Below are 18,354 nucleotides of genomic sequence, written 5' to 3'. Positions count from 1 at the left end.
GTTAAATCTGGATCCGGCATCCGTCAAGGATCTAGCCAGAATTACATTTACCAGCGGAGACAATGGTGCTACCCAGGAATACGAGCCGCAAAAGAATATAGAGCGTCGCCCATTATGTGGCGTTGCGTTGGACGAAAACGGTGTATGCCCAAAATGTGGATATCGGAAATAGTCTGATTTAATATTTAAAGTATATTGTTGATGAATGGAAAAGGAAACGAGTTCGGCATTCTATTACGGAATGAAAGTGCTAATTTCCAGCATAACCGGGGATTAGCACTTTCATTTTATATTTAGCAATGTATTTTATCTGGAGTACGGAGCGCCTGATTTTCGTTATTATGAGAAAAACAAATCAGAGGCTGCTTTTTTACCTCAGCTTATGATAGAATGCCTGTGACAGGGAAAAGGCTATCTCGGTAGGGCAGACAGAGTTTTTATGCTCCTGCCCGGTTAAAAATTTATGAAAGAAGGGGATCAGATGAAAACGCTGGGAAGTGCAATCCAGATCAGCGAACTGAAATTGAAAAATCGATTGGTCATGCCGCCGATGGCAACAGAGAGCTCAGATGAGGACGGGAATATATCAGAAAAGTTGCTGCGTTATTATGACGAGAAATCCCGCGGCGGTTATCTCGGAATGATCATTACAGAGCATAGCTTTATTGCTGCGGATGGAAAAGCAAGTGACAGGCAGGTTTCGATCGCTTCCGATGACAAGTTGACCGGACTTAAGGAACTGACAGATGTGATTCATGAAAATGGAGTCCGGGTTGCCTGCCAGATCAATCATGCAGGTGGAAATACGCGAAGCAGTATCACCGGATATCCGACAATGGCCCCATCTGTTGTTCTTTCAGACGGTGCAAAATTTGCCGACCGCAGTATGACACATACTGACATCCGGACTGTTGTACAGGAGTTTGCCGATGCGGCCCGCCGGGCAAAGAAAGCGGGATTTGATGCGGTAGAGATCCATTCTGCACACGGATATCTCCTGAATGAGTTCTATTCCCCTTTGATAAATAACAGGACAGATGAGTACGGCGGCAATCTTTCCTGGAGAATCCGAATCCATTTGGAAACAATAAGGGCTGTAAAAGAGGCCGTGGGAAAGGATTATCCTGTATTGATCCGTTTGGGAGGCATTGATGACACACCGGGCGGCAATGGTATTCAGGATGCTGTAGAGGCATCAAAAGCTTTTGAACAGGCGGGTATCAGTCTCATTGATATATCCGGCGGCATAACCGGTTATGTACGACACAATATGGAACAGGTGCAGGGGTATTTCTCTGATGTGTCGGAAGCGGTAAAGCAGGCCGTTTCCGTCCCGGTACTCGTAACAGGCGGCATCAACGATCCACATGCTGCCGACCGGATTATCAGAGAGAATAAGGCGGATCTTGTGGGAGTCGGCAGAGCGATTCTTCGGGATTCCGCATGGCCGAAGAAGGCGCTTGAAGAAACTGAAACTTGACGGCATTCTCTATTTTCCTTATAATAATACTCAGTCAGTACCATTTTCCAGCCATGGCACTGCTTTTATTATTTTCGAGGTGCTTTTATGAAACTTATTTTAAAATATACCTGGCGTTACAGGAAATACTTATTGCTCAGTCTTTTGGGAGTGGCGGGCTTTGTGCTTATTCAGATGGGGGTTCCCACCCTGTTGAAATATATTATTAATGATTCCCTGATGACGGGCAATTCCTCCCGTCTTTTATCCCTGGCACTGCTGATGCTGGCTGTCATTCTGGCAGGAGGCCTCGGGGAAGTCTGTATGTCCTACGCCAACAGCCGCATAGCTTCCAATGTCATCCGCGACGTTCGGAATGACACTTTTCGGAAGACCCAGAGCTTTTCCCACGCGGAGTTTAATCAATTCAGCGTGTCTTCGCTGCTTACCAGCATTACCAGCGACGCCTACCAGATTATGCTTTTCGTTCAGAATATGCTGCGCAGTGCCCTGATTACTCCGGTGATGACGGTCAGTGGGTTCGTCCTGATTGTCAAAACCAATCCCCAGTTGATCTGGGTGGTTGTGCTGGTCATTCCCATACTGCTTTTCGGAGTGTTCTTTATCAGCCGTAAATCCATTCCCTATTCCCGCGCCCAGCAGCAGGGACTGGACAAAATCAACTTAAATATGAGGGAAGGTATTTCCGGACTTCGTGTCATCCGTGCTTTCGGAAATGAGGGCTTTCAGTCCGAACGTTTTGGGGATGTAAGCCGGGAATACTGCGGCGTATCCAAAACGGTGTACCGGATCGTATCTATTTCCCAGCCGGGTTTTTATCTGCTGTTCAATACCATGATCGCTGTTATCCTGTGGAAAGGCAGCAAATCCATCGGGCTTGGAGCGCTGGATGTGGGAACCCTGAGCGCATCCATCGAATATGTGTTTCACATTTTGTTTTCCTTCATGATGCTGGCTGTTCTGTTCCTCATGTATCCCCGTGCGTCGGTATCGGCCCGCCGGATTCAGCGTGTTCTGGAAAGTACTCCGGGTATCGATGAAAACCTGAAAAATGGTGTTACCAAAACGAGGGAAAAGGGTACAGTGCGTTTTGAAAACGTAACCTTTTCCTATCCTGATTCTGAAGAACCCATTCTGAAAAATATCAGTTTTACCGCATCTCCCGGACAGACTGTGGCCTTTATCGGAAGTACGGGAAGCGGGAAATCCACGTTGGTGCAGCTTATTCCGAGGATGTATGATGTGACCGAGGGCAGAATTCGGATTGATGGGGTGGATGTACGGGATTACAATATCCAGGTTCTCCGCGACCGGATCGGCTACATCCCTCAAAAGGCCCAACTGTTTACCGGAACCATTGCAGATAATTTACGTATTGGCAAAAAAGAGGCGACTACAGAGGAAATGGAGAGGGCAGCAGAAATTGCCCAGGCGTCTGAATTTATTGCACGAAAGGAAAGCGGCCTGAACGAAATACTTTCCGAAGGCGGAAGCAATCTATCCGGCGGACAGAAGCAGCGGCTTGCCATTGCCCGCGCCATTGTGAAGAATCCGGAAATTTATATCTTTGATGATTCCTTCTCCGCCCTGGATTATGCTACGGACAAAAAGCTGCGGAAGCGTCTGAAGCAGGAAATCACGGATGCAACGGTTCTGATTGTAGCCCAGAGAATCAGCACAATCCGCTATGCGGATAAGATTATCGTGCTGAATGAAGGGGAGATGGCTGCAGAAGGCACACATGAGGAACTGTTGAAGACTAGCAGAATTTACCACGACATCGCAGCTTCCCAGCTGACAGAGGAGGAATTGGCTTGACACAGATTCAGTTATCCAGGGCGAAAAAGCTTGTCCATCTGTGTTTTTCGCCTTATAAATTACAAATCATACTGCCCATTGTATTTACGTCTCTGGGCAGTATTTTGGGAGGGTTGAATCCCTTTATCATAGGGCTTGGAATTACAGAGCTTGGAAAAAACGTAAAGGATATGAAGGCAGGCACACCGGGTGCGGGGGTTAATTTCCCCTATATATGGAAGGTTGTCCTTGTGCTTATCATTTTTAATGTGGTGAGACAGTCTCTCACCTATATTTCCAGCTTTATGATGGGCGGCGGCGTACAGGATGCGTTCAAGGATTTGCGGACCCGCATTTATGCAAAGATGAATCGCCTGCCGGTATCCTATTTTGACAGGCACCAACAGGGAACCGTACTGAATACGGTGACAAATGATGTGGATGTGGTAAGCAATGCGGTTCTTCAATCCCTCTTGGCCATGACGTATTCGGTTATCAGCGTCATCATTACCTTTGTCATGATGCTCTATATCTCTGTCCCCCTGGGGTTGGCCTCCATGATCATGATACCGGCATCCTTCTTCCTGTCACGCTATTTCATGAAACGTTCCCAGGGGGATTTTCTTACCATGCAGAATGCCCTGGCGGATCTAAACGGTTATGTGCAGGAGAGATATACCGGTTTTACGGTCATTAAACTGTATAACAATGAAGAGGAAACGATCAGGGGGTTCTGGAAGATCAATGAAAAAATCAACCGGGTCGGTTTCAGGGCCAACTTCAAATCCTCACTGATATCACCTGTCATGGAGTTTATGGTGAATTTCACCTATATCGTCATGGCAGTGCTGACGGGGTATTCGGTGCTGTTTTCCGGGATGACGCTGGGAAACATGCAGGCCTTCGTTCAATACATCTGGATTCTCTATGATCCGCTGGGACAAATTACCCAGCTTTTCCCGGCACTTCAAAGCGCCGTTGCTTCCATGGAGCGGATTATGAATTTTCTGGATGAGGCAGAGGAAAGCGCCGGGAAAGTAAGCGATACTCGGTTGGAACCGGAAAAATGCAGTGGCCATGTGCAGTTTGAACATGTGCAATTTTCCTATACAAAGAAGAAGCCGCTGATCAGGGATTTTTCCCTGGAGGCAAAGCCGGGGCAGACCATTGCCATTGTTGGAGCCACCGGAGCGGGGAAGACCACGATGATCAATCTGCTGATGCGCTTTTACGATGTGGACGCAGGAGATATCAGGATTGACGGGGAAAGCATTTATGATATGCGGAGGAGCTCGGAACGAAAGCTGTTTGGCATGGTACTGCAGGACGCCTGGCTGTATCACGACACGATCCGGGACAATATCCGCTTTGGAAAACCGGACGCTACCGATGAGGAAGTTGTACAGGCTGCCAGGGCTGCCAATGTGCACCACTTTATTCAGACAATGCCGGGCGGATATGACATGATGATCAACGAAGAGGGCAGCAATGTTTCACTGGGGCAGAAACAGCTTCTTACCATTGCCCGGGCTATTCTGAAAAATCCCCGGATTCTCATTCTGGATGAGGCGACCAGCAGTGTGGATACCCGGCTGGAAGTGCTGATTCAGACAGCTATGAAACGGGCTATGAAAGGAAGGACCAGTTTTGTAATCGCACACCGGCTGTCCACCATCCGGGATGCAGACCTCATTCTGGTAATGGAAAACGGAGACATTGTGGAGCAGGGAACCCATAGGGAACTGCTGGCTAAAAAGGGTGCGTACGGGAAGCTTTATAACAGCCAGTTCGATGAGGAACAGGCTGACGATTCGCTGAAAATGTAATCTATGGAGGACACATGCATTTACTTTTACCAATCATCTATATTGCTTTTATCAGTCTTGGCCTGCCCGATTCCCTTCTCGGTTCTGCGTGGCCTGTTATGTACAGGCAATTTGGCGTACCGTTGTCCTATGCCGGAATCATAACCATGATAATAGCCGGTGGAACGATTGTATCCAGCCTTATGTCAGACAGGCTGACAAAAAGGTTTGGGGCAGGGTGGATCACCGCAGTCAGCGTAATGATGACAGCAGTCGCACTTTTCGGATTTTCTGTTTCCGGATCAATGATCTCCCTCTGCTTGTGGGCGATTCCATACGGACTTGGAGCAGGTGCGGTGGATGCAGCCTTGAACAACTATGTTGCACTTCATTATGCGGCAAGGCATATGAGCTGGCTTCATTGCTTTTGGGGCGTTGGTGCGGCAGTAAGTCCCTATATCATGAGCTATTGCCTGAAAAGGGGATACAGATGGCATTATGGCTATCGCTCAGTAGCGATCATACAAATTGTTCTGACTGTGATGTTTTTCATGAGTCTTCCGCTTTGGAAAAGAAAATCACCTGATGACAACAACAGCGATTCTCCTGTGAAGGCTTTGCCTTTGCTGCAGGCTTTGAAGATTCCCGGAGTTTCATTCGTTCTGATCACCTTTTTCAGCTATTGCGCCCTTGAAACGACAGCGGGGCTATGGGCCAGCAGTTATCTTGTACAATCCCGTAGGATCGAAACCGGGACTGCGGCGAGTTTTGCTTCGTTTTTTTATCTTGGCATCACCTTTGGACGTTTTCTGTGTGGCTTTGTTTCGGAAAAGATCGGTGACAAACGGCTCATTCGCTATGGAATCCTTTTAGCTGCAACCGGCATTGTTCTGATCGGACTTCCTGTAAAGGCCAGTACATTGGCATTGATTGGATTGGTGCTGACAGGTCTGGGATGCGCTCCTGTTTATCCTTCCATTATTCATGCAACCCCTTCGAATTTTGGCAAGGAAAATTCACAGGCAATCATTGGTATTCAGATGGCAAGTGCATATGTGGGAAGTACTTTCATGCCGCCGCTTTTTGGTGTGATCGCCGATCATATCAGCATTGGAGTGTATCCGTTCTATTTATTGTTCTTTGCCGTACTCATGCTCGTCATGTCCGAATGTTTGTCCAAACTCATTGTAAAAAACAAATAAAGGCTGAAATCTCAAAAATGGAAAGCATCTGTTGTTGGGCTTTTGTTATCTGGATGCCATATCGAAGGAGGAAAGGCAGGCTCTTTCAACAGAGGGACGTTGGAAGGATACCCATAATCTATGCTATAATAGGGGATAAGAAGAATGATGGCCTTCTGAAAATGGGAATTCAGAGAGTTCATAGCGTGAAACAAAGTACATGGAGCAGAGCGGATTGGAAAGTGAATTCATAACAAAAAAAGGAGAGCATGGTATGGACAATTTTACGCAGTATGCACCAACGGAAGTCGTGTTCGGAAAAGGAACGGAAAATGAAACAGGTAAGGAAGTGAAGAAGTGGGGTGGTTCCAGGGTTATCCTGGTTTACGGCAAAGGCAGTGTGGTAAGAAGTGGGCTGCTTGGGCGTGTTGAAAAATCACTGAAGGCGGAAGGCGTCGATTCTGTGGAATTCGGCGGAGCGAGACCGAATCCGACGCTTGCACACGCCGAGGAAGGTGCGGCACTGGCAGCAAAGAAGCATTGTGATTTCGTCCTCGCTGTTGGGGGTGGCAGTGCCATAGATACAGCCAAGGGGATTGCTCATGGAGCTGCGAATCCCGGCATTCAGCTCTGGGATATATGGACGCAGAAGGCTCCGCTTACCAAGTCGATGCCGGTAGGTGTAGTGCTTACCATTGCGGCAGCAGGAAGCGAGATGAGCGACTCCGCAGTGTTGACCAATGAGGAAACGGATATTAAAACCGGTCTCAGTACCGAGTTCAACCGCTGCAAATTTGCGGTTATGAATCCTGAGCTAACCTTTACACTGCCGGATTACCAGCTGGCAGCAGGCATTGCGGATATTATGATGCACACGATGGAACGATATTTTATTCCCGGCATTCAGTGCGACCTTACTGATGAGATCGCAGAAGGGCTGCTGAGGACAGTTGTAAAAAATGCGAAGGCGGCTCTGAAGGACCGCAGGGATTATGATGCCATGGCGGAAATCATGTGGTGCTCGAGCCTTTCTCATAATGATCTGACCGGATGCGGACGTGGCAAGGATTTTTCAGTGCACAAGATTGGAATGCCACTCAGTGCCTTTTATGACTATACCCATGGCGCGACGCTGACGGCAGTATGGGCTTCCTGGGCACGCTTCCAGTACAAACAGGCAGTGGACCGCTTCGCCAGGTATGCGCGCAAGGTATGGGGCATGACGGAGACCGACGATGAAAAAGCGGCCTTTTCCGGGATTGAAGCCACAGAAAAATTCTTCAGCGAGGTAGGTATGCCGGTATCTTTGCATGAGCTGGGGCTGTCCGCCACGGAAGATGATATAAAAGCACTTGCCCTCAATGCCACACAGGGTGATACGCTGAAATTCTCAAGGCTCATTCCGCTGGGAGCAAAAGAAATTGAAGAGATTTACAGAATGGCAAGATGATGGATGCTGCAGATGTGTCGCAGCGGAAAGCAGCATCTGGAAGGAAACCATACGCTGCGACGGGATACTACGGGGTGTGTTCCGATGCTGCTTCGATTTTTGCCGAAAAAGGGCCTGTAATATCCGTATGGATACCCATTCGGATAATCTGACCATGCAGCATGTCGTGGAAAAGGATGGCTTTGAAAGATGCGGCATTATATATGAGAAGGATGGATCGCCGCGGATAGCGTACCAGTATACCGCTACTTGGATGTACAGGTATATGGAAAGGAAGGTGGGGAAATGATCGTAAGTGCAAGCCGGCGGACTGATATACCGGCGTACTACTCGGACTGGTTCTATAACCGGATCAGGGAAGGGTATGTTTTGGTGCGTAATCCAATGAACTTTCACCAGATAAGCAGAATCCGGCTTGCACCGGATGTTGTGGACGGCATTGTATTCTGGACAAAAAATCCAGTACCGATGCTGGACCGGCTTGCCGAGCTCAGGGATTACATGTACTGCTTCCAATTCACCATCACGCCTTATGGCAGGGATATCGAGCCGAATCTGCCGGACAAGCCGGATACGATTATTTCTTCTTTCAGGCGGCTTTCCGATACGATTGGTGCAGACAGGGTTATCTGGCGATATGATCCCATTCTCATCAGCAAACGATATCCGATGGATTATCACATTCATGCGTTTGACAGGATTGTAAAAGAATTGAAGGGCTATACAAAAAAGGTGATTTTCAGTTTTATTGATAAGGATTACCGGGGGGTCCAGGGCAATTTAAAGGAGATGGCATTGCTGGACTTTCCACCTGCAGATCAGATGGGACTGAGTGCCAAACTCGCTGAAATTGCCCATAGCTATGATCTGGAGATGGACGCCTGTGCAGAATCAATTGACTTACGGCAGTATGGAATAGGGCATGCACGCTGCATTGATGACCGGTTGTTCACAAAGCTGCTTGGTTTTCATTTGAATGTCAGCAAGGACAGGAACCAGCGCCCCGAATGCGACTGCGTAACCAGTATGGACATTGGTATGTACAACACCTGTAAAAACGGCTGCCGCTATTGCTATGCCAATTATAACAAAAGGGCTGTGGATGGCAACGTTACCAGACACAACCCGAAATCACCGCTGATTTCAGGCGAGGTCGGCAGGGATGACAGAATAAGCAACCGCGAAGTGAAATCATGTCGTGATACACAGATGCGGTTTTTTGGCTGAGGCAGGCAAAGACATTTCCCGCTATAGGAATGGGATTTACTTTGTCGTAACCGACGGTGAGATTTGTTGGCATTTCGGTGATGACATCCCCGGTGAACCGTTCTTCGTTATGTCAGGCCCTCCATAAATTTAATGATTGTAGTCGTGATTATGTTGTGGTAAAATGTAAACATTTGATTGAACTGTTCAATCTATTTTTTATGAATGAAGGTACTTGATATGGGCGAGAAGAAAATGAAACGGAATGATCATGAAATGAGGGAGATATGTAAGTTGTCGCCGGAAGATGTGTGCCGGGAGACGGGCAGTGCAAATGGTGGATTGACACCGGAAGAGGCGGCGGCAAGGCAGCGCAGGTATGGGAAGAATGTAATAAAGGAGGCCAAAGGCAAGCCTGTGATCCTGGTTTTCCTGTCGAGCTTCATAAGCTTGATGGCTATTTTGCTCTGGGCAGGTGGCATCATCGCGTTCGTTGCCAAAATACCGGAGCTTGGCTTTGCGATCTGGCTGGTGAATATCATAAACGGAGTTTTCAGCTTCTGGCAGGAATACCGCGCCGGGAAAGCCACCAATGCGTTGAAAAAGATGCTTCCCTCTTATACGAATGTTATACGGGATAACAGGGAACAGCAGATACTGGCTGAGGATTTGGTTCCGGGAGATATAATGGTTTTTTCCGAAGGCGATAAGATATCTGCCGATGCGCGATTGATTTCGAGTAACGACCTTCAGGTAAACCAGTCCACGCTGACAGGAGAATCCAATCCGGTCCGCAGGACACATGACTCTGTTCTGAGGGAGGACATGTCGATATACGAGATCCCGAATCTGATATTCGCCGGCACGAGTGTGTCAAGCGGTACCGGCCGGGCCGTCGTAGTTTCGACAGGGATGGATACCGAGTTCGGAAAGATTGCCAATTTGACGCAAACGGTTCAGGAGGAGCAGAGCCCTCTGGAGAAGGAACTGGACAGATTGACAAAGCAGGTTTCATTCATCGCAGTCGGCTTTGGAGTAGCTTTCTTCACTGCGGCGATATTTATCGTGCACCAGCCTTTTGCGCAGGCTTTCATCTTTTCGCTGGGGATGATTGTCGCGTTTATACCGGAAGGACTTTTGCCGACTGTTACGCTGTCTCTTGCGATGGCGGTTCAGCGGATGGCAAAGGAACACGCGCTTGTGAAGCGGCTTTCAGCTGTGGAGACGCTTGGCTGTACCACTGTAATATGTTCGGATAAAACAGGCACTCTGACCCAGAATGAGATGACAGTTACCAATTTATGGACTCCGGAGGCGGAATACAAGGTTACGGGACTCGGATATGCTCCCGTCGGGGATATCATGGCTGGGGACAGGAAAGTGACCGCAGCCGACAATAAGGGATTAAAGCTTCTCCTTAAGGGGGCAAGTCTTTGCAGCAACGCACGCGTGGTTCCTCCCGACGGGGGAAGTGATAAATATACCGTGCTCGGCGACCCGACCGAGGCCTGCCTTGGGGTAGCAGCAAAGAAGGCAGGGCTTAATCCCGAGGATATGTTTACATCCACTCCGAGGCTGAGAGAACTGCCGTTTGATTCAAGGCGCAAGAGGATGACGACCATCAATCAGCTAAAACAGCCCGTTGATGGAACTTGGAGGATCGCATATGTGAAGGGATCACCGAAAGAGGTTCTGGAGCTCTGCAGCGGCGTATTTACAGACGGAGGGCGGCATGAGATCACGGATGAGCAGAGAAAGCGGATAATGGCCGCCAATGATGGCTATGCGCGCAGGGGATTGAGGGTGCTTGCAGTTGCATACAGGCTTTTAAAGAAGAACGATAATCTGCCATCGGCGCTGAGTGCGTATACGTCGGAGATGGTTGAGCAGGATCTTACCTTTGTCGGGTTAACCGTAATGATGGATCCGCCGAGACCGGAAGTTGCAAAGGCTGTTGACCTATGCCACAAGGCTGATATTCGAATCATAATGATAACCGGCGACTATGGCTTGACTGCCGAGAGCATTGCAAAACATATTGGCATTGTAAATGGTGATCATCCGCGGATTATATCGGGAATAGAGCTGCAAAACATGCAGGATGATGAGCTTAAGAAGGCTTTGCAGGATGAAGTCATCTTTGCCAGAGTGGCGCCCGAGCAAAAATTCAGGGTGGTGTCCAACCTTCAGGAGATGGGTCATATCGTCGCGGTAACGGGCGACGGTGTAAACGATTCTCCCGCACTTAAGAAGGCTGACATAGGTATCGCAATGGGGATGACAGGTACCGATGTCGCGAAGGAAGCCGCCGACATGATCCTGACGGATGATAATTTTGCCTCAATCGTGAAGGCAATAGGGGAGGGGCGTGCTGTTTACAGCAACATCAGGAAGTTTCTTCTCTACATTCTCTGCAGCAATATGCCGGAAGCAGTGCCTTCTGCTTTTTTCCTTTTTTCGCGGGGCAGAATACCGCTGCCTCTGACTGTGATGCAGATATTATTGGTTGATCTGGGAACCGATATGATGCCTGCACTCGGATTGGGCATGGAATTGCCTGAAAAGGGTGTTATGGACAGACCGCCCCGTCGGCAGAGCGAGCCGTTATTGAACAAACATGTTGCCATTAAGGGCTTTCTATGGTATGGAATGATGGAATCTGCTTTCTCGATGCTGGCATATTTCTATGTGAACAAGCTCAACGGTTGGCCTGCCGTACCGCTTGCAGGCTCAGGAACAGTCTACGCACAGGCTACGACTATGGCGCTTGCGTCCATTGTCTTCTGCCAGGCCGGTATGGTGCTGAACTGCCGTACGCAATCGGGATCCCTCCTGGAGGTGGGGCTGTTCAGCAATAAACAGGTGGTCAGAGGGATCGTGTTTGAAATATTGTTGATCAGTGCGATAATCTATGTACCGTTTTTGCAGGATATTTTCCAGACCGCTTCGATTGGCGCAAGGGATTGGCTGTTTTTGATAATGCTGCCTCTGATCGTTGTGCTGGTTGAGGAGCTCAGAAAGTATTTTATGAGGAAATGTGTTAAAATAAAATAGAAGTGAGGTGTTGGACACTATGAAGGTCATCATAGTTGGTTGCGGAAAGCTGGGTTCGGGGCTGGCCCTGAATCTTTCGAAGAAGGGACACAGCATAACCGTTATCGACGTCAATGCTGAAACCTTTAAATTGCTCGGTGAAAATTTTAAGGGCAAGACGATTTTGGGTGTTGGATTTGACAAGGACATACTCGAGAAAGCCCGGATCCGGATGGCGGATGCGCTTATCGCATGCAGCAAAAGCGATGATGTGAATGCTTTGGTAGGAAGGGTCGCGAGGAATATATACAGGGTACCGCGCGTCATTTCAAGATTGTATGACCCGCGCAGCGCGGAGATCTACCGCAGTCTCGGCATTCAGACGATTTCCACGACGACATGGGGCGTGCAGCAAGCGACCGAGATGCTGAGCTACGATCAGTTTGACAGCCTTTTGCAAATGGGGGATATGGAGATTGTCAGGGTTGAGATTCCGGAACTGCTTGTCGGAAGATCCGTAAACGAGCTTATAGTGTACGGTGAGATACAGGTTGTTTCCATTATGAGGGGCAACAAGGCGTTCATGCCAACAAGAGGGACGATATTTCAAAGCCATGATATACTGTATATCGCTGCTTATTCATCCTCTCTGGGAAAGCTGAAAAAACTGCTTGGGCTGGGGCAGAAAGGTGGGGAATACAGATGAAGGTGATCGTAATAGGTGGAGGCCAGGTTGGAGCTTACATCGCCGATTTGCTGTTAAAGAGCGACTGCCTGGTAAAAGTGATTGAGAACAGGGAAAATGTATTGGCTAAACTGAAGGGGGAACTTCCTCACGATGTGATCATACGCGGCAGCGGGACGGAACCGAATGTACTCGAATCCTCAGGTATCGTCGATGCCGATGTGGTTGCGGCCGTTACGGGCGCGGATGAGACAAATCTGGTTGCGTCCACGATCGCAAAGTTTGAGTTTGCCGTTCCGCGCGTGATTGCCAGAGTGAATAATCCTAAAAATTCGTGGCTTTTTGATTCCGGAATGGGAGTCGACGTAAGGATCAGTCAGGCAGATTTGATGGCCCACATCGTTGTGGAACAGATGGACCTGAAGAATATGCTGACTTTGATGAAAATAAGCACTGGAGATTGTTCAATCGTGCAACTGGCTGTCGATGCTGCTTCAGAGGCTGTGGGCAGGCCGGTGAAGGATATGATCATACCGCAGGATTCGCTGCTGATTGCGATACTGCGTGGAAATGACGTAATCATACCGCGGGGAGATACCATCGTCTGCGCCAATGACAAGATTCTTGCACTGACAGACGAGGATTCACAAGTCGTTTTGAACAAACTCTTCGGACCTTTTTCGAGAATCGGGTAGTTGCTTTTTCCTATTGAAAAAGTCAGGCATATGAAAGTATGACTATGGGATCATGGGATCAATCATCTGAAGAAGAGAGCGGGTTATCATGAAAAGTTTGAAAGTTGCATTGTTACAGCTTTTGCCGGAAGGCACCCTGAAAGGCAATCTGCAAAAGGGAATGGAATATTGCAGAAAAGCAAGGGAAAAAGGTGCAGACATAGTATTGTTCCCTGAAATGTGGAGCATCGGCTACCACATGTCGGAAGATCCTGAGGAATGGAAGGCAAACGCCGTATCAGCCAATGATGAGTTTGTCAAATCATTTGGCCGGCTCGCGAAAGAACTTGGTATGGCAATCGGTATCACTTTTCTTGAAAAGTATGATCCGTTGCCGAGAAATACCCTATGCCTGTTCGACCGTTTCGGCAACAAGATACTTACTTACGCAAAGGTACATACCTGTGATTTTGATGTGGAAAGCAATTTAACAGCTGGTGATGATTTTTATGTCACGGATCTGGACACGGCACAGGGGAACGTAAAGATCGGTGCAATGATCTGTTATGACCGCGAATTTCCCGAAAGCGCCAGGATTCTGATGCTGAAGGGAGCCGAAATAATTTTAGTGCCGAACGCTTGCCCGATGGAGATTAACCGCATTTCCCAACTGCGGGCAAGAGCCTTTGAAAATATGCTTGGCATTGCGACAGTCAATTATCCAACGGGCAATCCCGATTGCAACGGCCATTCCACTGCTTTTGACGGGATTGCATATCGGCCTTCTGAATCCGGTTCAAGGGATACGCTGTTCATGGAAGCCGGTGAAAAGGAAGGAATCTATATCGCAGATTTTCCTGTTGATGAGATCCGGAAATACAGACAGCATGAAGTACATGGCAATGCCTATCGTCATCCGCAAAAATATAAGCTGCTCGTTTCGGAGAGGATTGAAGAGCCTTTCATCCGAAAGGATTATAGAAGGTAGTGACACGAAGGGAGAGTTTATTCAGAGCAGCCCGGTGTCCATGTTCGTGTGATCAATGGGCGCCGTCTGAATGATGACGAGATGATCCCTCATTACGTAAAGATAGCCTAAGGACTGGGTGGCAAAGCCACCGCCCGCTATAGGAACGGGATTTGCTTTGTTGTAAATGACGGTGAGATCTATGATGGGTGTCGCACAGATATTTACCGCCTTTCATACATTGTATTGGAAATATCAATAACAGAAAGGAGAATGATTGTGGGTTATTATTGGTATCCATATTTAGGCTATCAGGAAGAATGTCAACAGGTTCCCATTCAGTTTCCGCCGCAGAGTCAGCTCGTACAGCCGGGTCTGGAAACCCTGATGGAACCGAAACCTGTCTTTGACCGGCCGAGCTACATCGGGACTGGCAAGCTTAAGGACAAGGTGGCATTGATTACCGGAGGGGACAGCGGGATCGGAAGAGCTACTGCAGTTGCGTTTGCCAAAGAAGGTGCAGATATCTGCATCGCTTACTACAATGAGCATGAAGATGCACAAATCACAAAGTCCTGTATCGAAGCACAGGGGAGAAGATGCCTTTTAATGGCAGGGGATATCCGGGATGAAATGTTTTGCCGGGAAGCGGTAGCCTGTACGGTTTCCACTTTTGGAGGTCCTGACATTCTGGTGAACAATGCCGGAGTACAGTTTCCACAGGCAAGTATTGAGGATATTCCCGTAAATCAGATGATACTTACTTTTGAAGTGAATTTTTTTGGCCTGTTCATTATGACGAAGACAGCTTTGCCTTATCTGAAATGCGGCAGCTCCATCATTAACACGACATCCATCACCGCTTATCTCGGGGATGATCAGTTGATTGATTATTCCAGCACCAAAGGTGCCATTGTCAGCTTTACCCGTGCCATGGCCCGTTCCCTCGTATCAAAAGGCATTCGGGTCAATGCAGTCGCACCGGGTCCGATCTGGACCCCGCTTCAGCCTGCCAGCTGGCCTGCCTGTGTCATGCCGACATTTGGTTCGGACACCCCGATGAAAAGAGCGGGACAGCCGGTGGAACTGGCGCCGACCTATGTATACCTGGCAAGTGAAGACTCTTCTTACGTTACAGGTCAGGTTCTTCATGTGGATGCCGGACAATCCATGCAGTCCTGAAAAATGTGATAAATGGAGAATAACGTTTGCAAGGGAATGAAAATTTCAATGGATTAGAAACGATAAAGCATTCTGCATTTCACACAGGATGCTTTTTTGTACCTGTTCATTTTCCTTGGTTTTTGATAAGATGGTGGGTAGATTTATTACAGGTTCCTACCTCGCATGGAATTGAAGGAGTATGAAGATTAGGATAGAAAAAGTTTTCTTTTGAAAGGTGATAGGTTTGGCGAAAAGAGACAATCCGGAACATCGGATTAAAAAAGTTGATCCAAATTCGATCGCGGAGGAAATGGGCATAGAAGCGGGAGATGTTCTGCTGACCATAAACAGTGAAGCGATAGAGGATGTATTTGATTATCGATATCTGATCAAAGATGAATACATTGAAGTGGTAATAAGAAAGCAGAACGGCGAAGAATGGCTGCTGGAGATTGAAAAAGATTACGATGATGATCTGGGAATCGAATTTGACAACAGTCTGATGAGTGAGTACCGTTCCTGCCGCAATCAATGCATATTTTGCTTCATTGATCAGATGCCTCCTGGTATGAGGAAGACACTTTATTTCAAGGACGATGATTCCAGGCTGTCCTTTTTGCAGGGAAACTATATCACTTTGACGAATATGCAGGACAAAGACATCGAAAGGATTATCCGGATGCATCTTGCTCCGATCAATATATCGGTACAGACCACCAATCCGGAATTACGCTGTAAAATGCTTCATAATCGGTTTGCAGGAGAAAAGCTCCGGTATCTGGATGAACTTTATGAGGCTCATATTGAGATGAATGGACAAATTGTGTTGTGCAGGAATATCAATGATGGCGGAGAGCTGGACAGAACAATAGATGATCTTTCCAAATATCTTCCCTTTATGCGGAGTGTTTCTGTGGTTCCGGCAGGGATTACAAAGTATCGACAGAATTTATATCCGCTTGAAATGTATAATATACAGGAGTCAGCAGCGGTGATTGATCAGATCGAAAGCAGACAAAAGGAATTTTATGAACAATATGGACTCCATTTTATTCATGCCAGTGACGAATGGTATATTGCCGCAGAAAAGGATTTTCCGGAAGAAGAGCGATATGACGGTTATATCCAACTGGAAAACGGTGTCGGTATGATGAGGCTTTTTATAAATGAATTTCATGAAGCACTGAAACAGGCTCAGGAAGATCGGGAGGAAGGGAAGATACCGGATAATCTTTTCAGGGCTCTCACCATTGCCACGGGAAAGCTTGCCTATCCGACCATACAAGGTTTTGCGGATCAGATCATGAGACTTTTCCCGGGGATAACCATTCATGTGTGCTGTATCCGGAATAAGTTTTTTGGGGAGACCATCACGGTGTCTGGCCTGATTACCGGACAGGATCTCATCGGGCAGTTGCGGGAAAGGAAGGAAAGCGGGGAATCTCTCGGAAAGGTATTGCTGATCCCCTCCAATATGCTGAGGACAGGGGAGCAGACATTTCTGGACGATCTTACAGTCAGTAATGTGGAAAAAGAGCTGGGAATGAAGGTAATTGCATTGGCACCCGAGGGAAAGGAGTTTGTGGATGCAATTCTGAATGGGAAGTATCCGGCGCATGGGGATAACGGCAATGAAGATTCAGCTTATATTCAGGCATACCGGAAAGGTAAAAAATAGCCATAAGGCATGACAAGCAGCGTGGAGAAAAATCCCAATTAATGTATCTTCAGCAGTGGAGTGCTGCCGTCTGTTCTGGATAAGTAAAATAAAATAAGTTTTATATAAATTATCTTGTAAAACGAGTAAAAATATCATAGAATATTTATAGATATAAAACAGAGCAGGAGGGCATAAGATGGTCGGAATAAAGGATGTGGCAAGGCGGGCGGGAGTGTCTGCCTCCACCGTTTCAAATGTATTGAATCATAAAAAGAATGTAGGGAAGGAAACCAGAGAAAAGGTTTTGAAGATCTGCGAAGAACTGTCTTATCACCCAAATGCAGCAGGAAAGGGATTAAAATCCGGTAAATCAAACACAATTCTCTTTGATTTCAGTGATTTTGACAGAAGCTTTTATCTTAAAATCATTCACGGAATCAGTGATTATGCCAATGCAAATGATTTTGATCTTATCATCTGTACGGAAAAAGCCTGTGATAAGTTCATGAACAAATCATTAACCGGTGGCAGCATCATTTTAAACAGAAAAATGCGAAACGAAGATCTGCTCCATTTCGCCAATGCGGATTATCCTATTGTGGTATTGGATCGCATTATAGATTATCCCTATATCAAAAGTGTAGTAGTAAACAATTATGAACCCATGTATGAGTTGATTCAAGAGGTTGTTGACAGAGGCTATCGTAGTTTTGGATACATCGGTGGGCCGGAGGATACAGCAGACAATAAGGAGAGATATCAGGCCTTTTCGGATGTACTTTGTGCAAATCATATATTGTTTCAGCAAAAAAGCTATTTTCATGGTGATTATCGTGAAAAGAGCGGTTACAATGCGGCCAGAATCCTGATGTTCAGCAGGGAACTTCCGGATTGCCTGGTTTGTGCCAATGACAATATGGCGATTGGGGCAATGAAAGCATTTCGGGAAAATGGGATCCATGTCCCGGAGGATATTGCCATAACAGGTTTTGATAACTGTGATTTGGCAGAAGCAATGGATTTGACCACTGTATCCATACCCAATTATGAACGGGGGTATCTGGCTGCACGATATCTGATTGAAAACATTAGAGAACAGCGCGATACAAAACCTGTTAAAATTCCGGCAAATATTATACTTCGCGGAAGTATCCGCACTGCAAGAGACGAGTAAAAAGGTTAGCAATTTAATCAAAGAAAATATTGACAAGTTGAGCAATACATACTATTATGTAGGTGTAACGTTACATAT

At 47.2% G+C, this 18,354-nt stretch carries 14 protein-coding genes; all 14 read left to right on the top strand.

From position 1 onward, the window contains the following. The first annotated feature begins 481 nt into the window (after nt 1–481). The 14 genes from QBE55_12170 (at nt 482) to QBE55_12105 (ending at nt 18,276) form a co-directional block, all read left to right on the top strand. On the top strand, nt 482–1,480 hold the full coding sequence (locus QBE55_12170; protein ID WZL78261.1) for an NADH:flavin oxidoreductase: 999 nt from the start codon (nt 482–484) through the stop codon (nt 1,478–1,480). A gap of 87 nt (nt 1,481–1,567) precedes the next feature. After that, nucleotides 1,568–3,298, top strand: a complete 1,731-nt coding sequence (locus QBE55_12165) for an ABC transporter ATP-binding protein (GenBank protein ID WZL78260.1) — start codon at nt 1,568–1,570, stop codon at nt 3,296–3,298. Further along, nucleotides 3,295–5,103, top strand: coding sequence for an ABC transporter ATP-binding protein (locus tag QBE55_12160; protein ID WZL78259.1), 1,809 nt, complete (start codon nt 3,295–3,297; stop codon nt 5,101–5,103). The genes QBE55_12165 and QBE55_12160 overlap by 4 nt, the downstream gene beginning before the upstream one ends. A gap of 14 nt (nt 5,104–5,117) precedes the next feature. Beyond that, a complete protein-coding gene (locus QBE55_12155; protein WZL78258.1) occupies nt 5,118–6,284 on the top strand; it encodes an MFS transporter in 1,167 nt (388 codons plus the stop codon). 253 nt (nt 6,285–6,537) lie between these two features. Beyond that, nucleotides 6,538–7,713, top strand: a complete 1,176-nt coding sequence (locus tag QBE55_12150; protein WZL78257.1) for an iron-containing alcohol dehydrogenase — start codon at nt 6,538–6,540, stop codon at nt 7,711–7,713. After that, complete coding sequence (locus QBE55_12145) at nt 7,685–8,002, top strand: hypothetical protein (protein ID WZL78256.1); 318 nt, start codon at nt 7,685–7,687, stop codon at nt 8,000–8,002. Before QBE55_12150 ends, QBE55_12145 begins: the two co-directional genes overlap by 29 nt. Further along, nucleotides 7,999–8,940, top strand: a complete 942-nt coding sequence (locus tag QBE55_12140; GenBank protein WZL78255.1) for a DUF1848 domain-containing protein — start codon at nt 7,999–8,001, stop codon at nt 8,938–8,940. Before QBE55_12145 ends, QBE55_12140 begins: the two co-directional genes overlap by 4 nt. A gap of 219 nt (nt 8,941–9,159) precedes the next feature. Next, nucleotides 9,160–11,973 carry a cation-transporting P-type ATPase gene (locus QBE55_12135; GenBank protein WZL78254.1) on the top strand — a complete coding sequence of 938 codons (2,814 nt, stop codon included), beginning with the start codon at nt 9,160–9,162 and terminating at the stop codon, nt 11,971–11,973. Nucleotides 11,974–11,992: 19 nt separating this feature from the next. Next, nucleotides 11,993–12,658 carry a TrkA family potassium uptake protein gene (locus QBE55_12130; GenBank protein ID WZL78253.1) on the top strand — a complete coding sequence of 222 codons (666 nt, stop codon included), beginning with the start codon at nt 11,993–11,995 and terminating at the stop codon, nt 12,656–12,658. Beyond that, nucleotides 12,655–13,332 carry an NAD-binding protein gene (locus QBE55_12125; protein WZL78252.1) on the top strand — a complete coding sequence of 226 codons (678 nt, stop codon included), beginning with the start codon at nt 12,655–12,657 and terminating at the stop codon, nt 13,330–13,332. Before QBE55_12130 ends, QBE55_12125 begins: the two co-directional genes overlap by 4 nt. Nucleotides 13,333–13,420: 88 nt before the next feature. After that, on the top strand, nt 13,421–14,299 hold the full coding sequence (locus QBE55_12120; GenBank protein ID WZL78251.1) for a carbon-nitrogen hydrolase family protein: 879 nt from the start codon (nt 13,421–13,423) through the stop codon (nt 14,297–14,299). 258 nt (nt 14,300–14,557) lie between these two features. Then, the gene (locus tag QBE55_12115; GenBank protein WZL78250.1) at nt 14,558–15,460 is read left to right on the top strand and encodes an SDR family oxidoreductase; all 903 of its coding nucleotides are present in this window, start codon (nt 14,558–14,560) and stop codon (nt 15,458–15,460) included. Between the two features lie 292 nt (nt 15,461–15,752). Beyond that, nucleotides 15,753–17,120 (top strand): DUF512 domain-containing protein, encoded by a 1,368-nt coding sequence (locus QBE55_12110; protein WZL79939.1) that lies wholly within the window; start codon nt 15,753–15,755, stop codon nt 17,118–17,120. A gap of 178 nt (nt 17,121–17,298) precedes the next feature. Next, complete coding sequence (locus QBE55_12105; protein ID WZL78249.1) at nt 17,299–18,276, top strand: LacI family DNA-binding transcriptional regulator; 978 nt, start codon at nt 17,299–17,301, stop codon at nt 18,274–18,276. Nucleotides 18,277–18,354 lie beyond the last annotated feature (78 nt).

This window comes from Eubacteriales bacterium mix99, assembly GCA_038396605.1.
Taxonomy (GTDB): Bacteria; Bacillota; Clostridia; order Caldicoprobacterales; family DTU083; genus UBA4874.
Note: the sequence above shows the minus strand (reverse complement) of the source record. Positions and strands in the feature narration are given on the sequence as shown.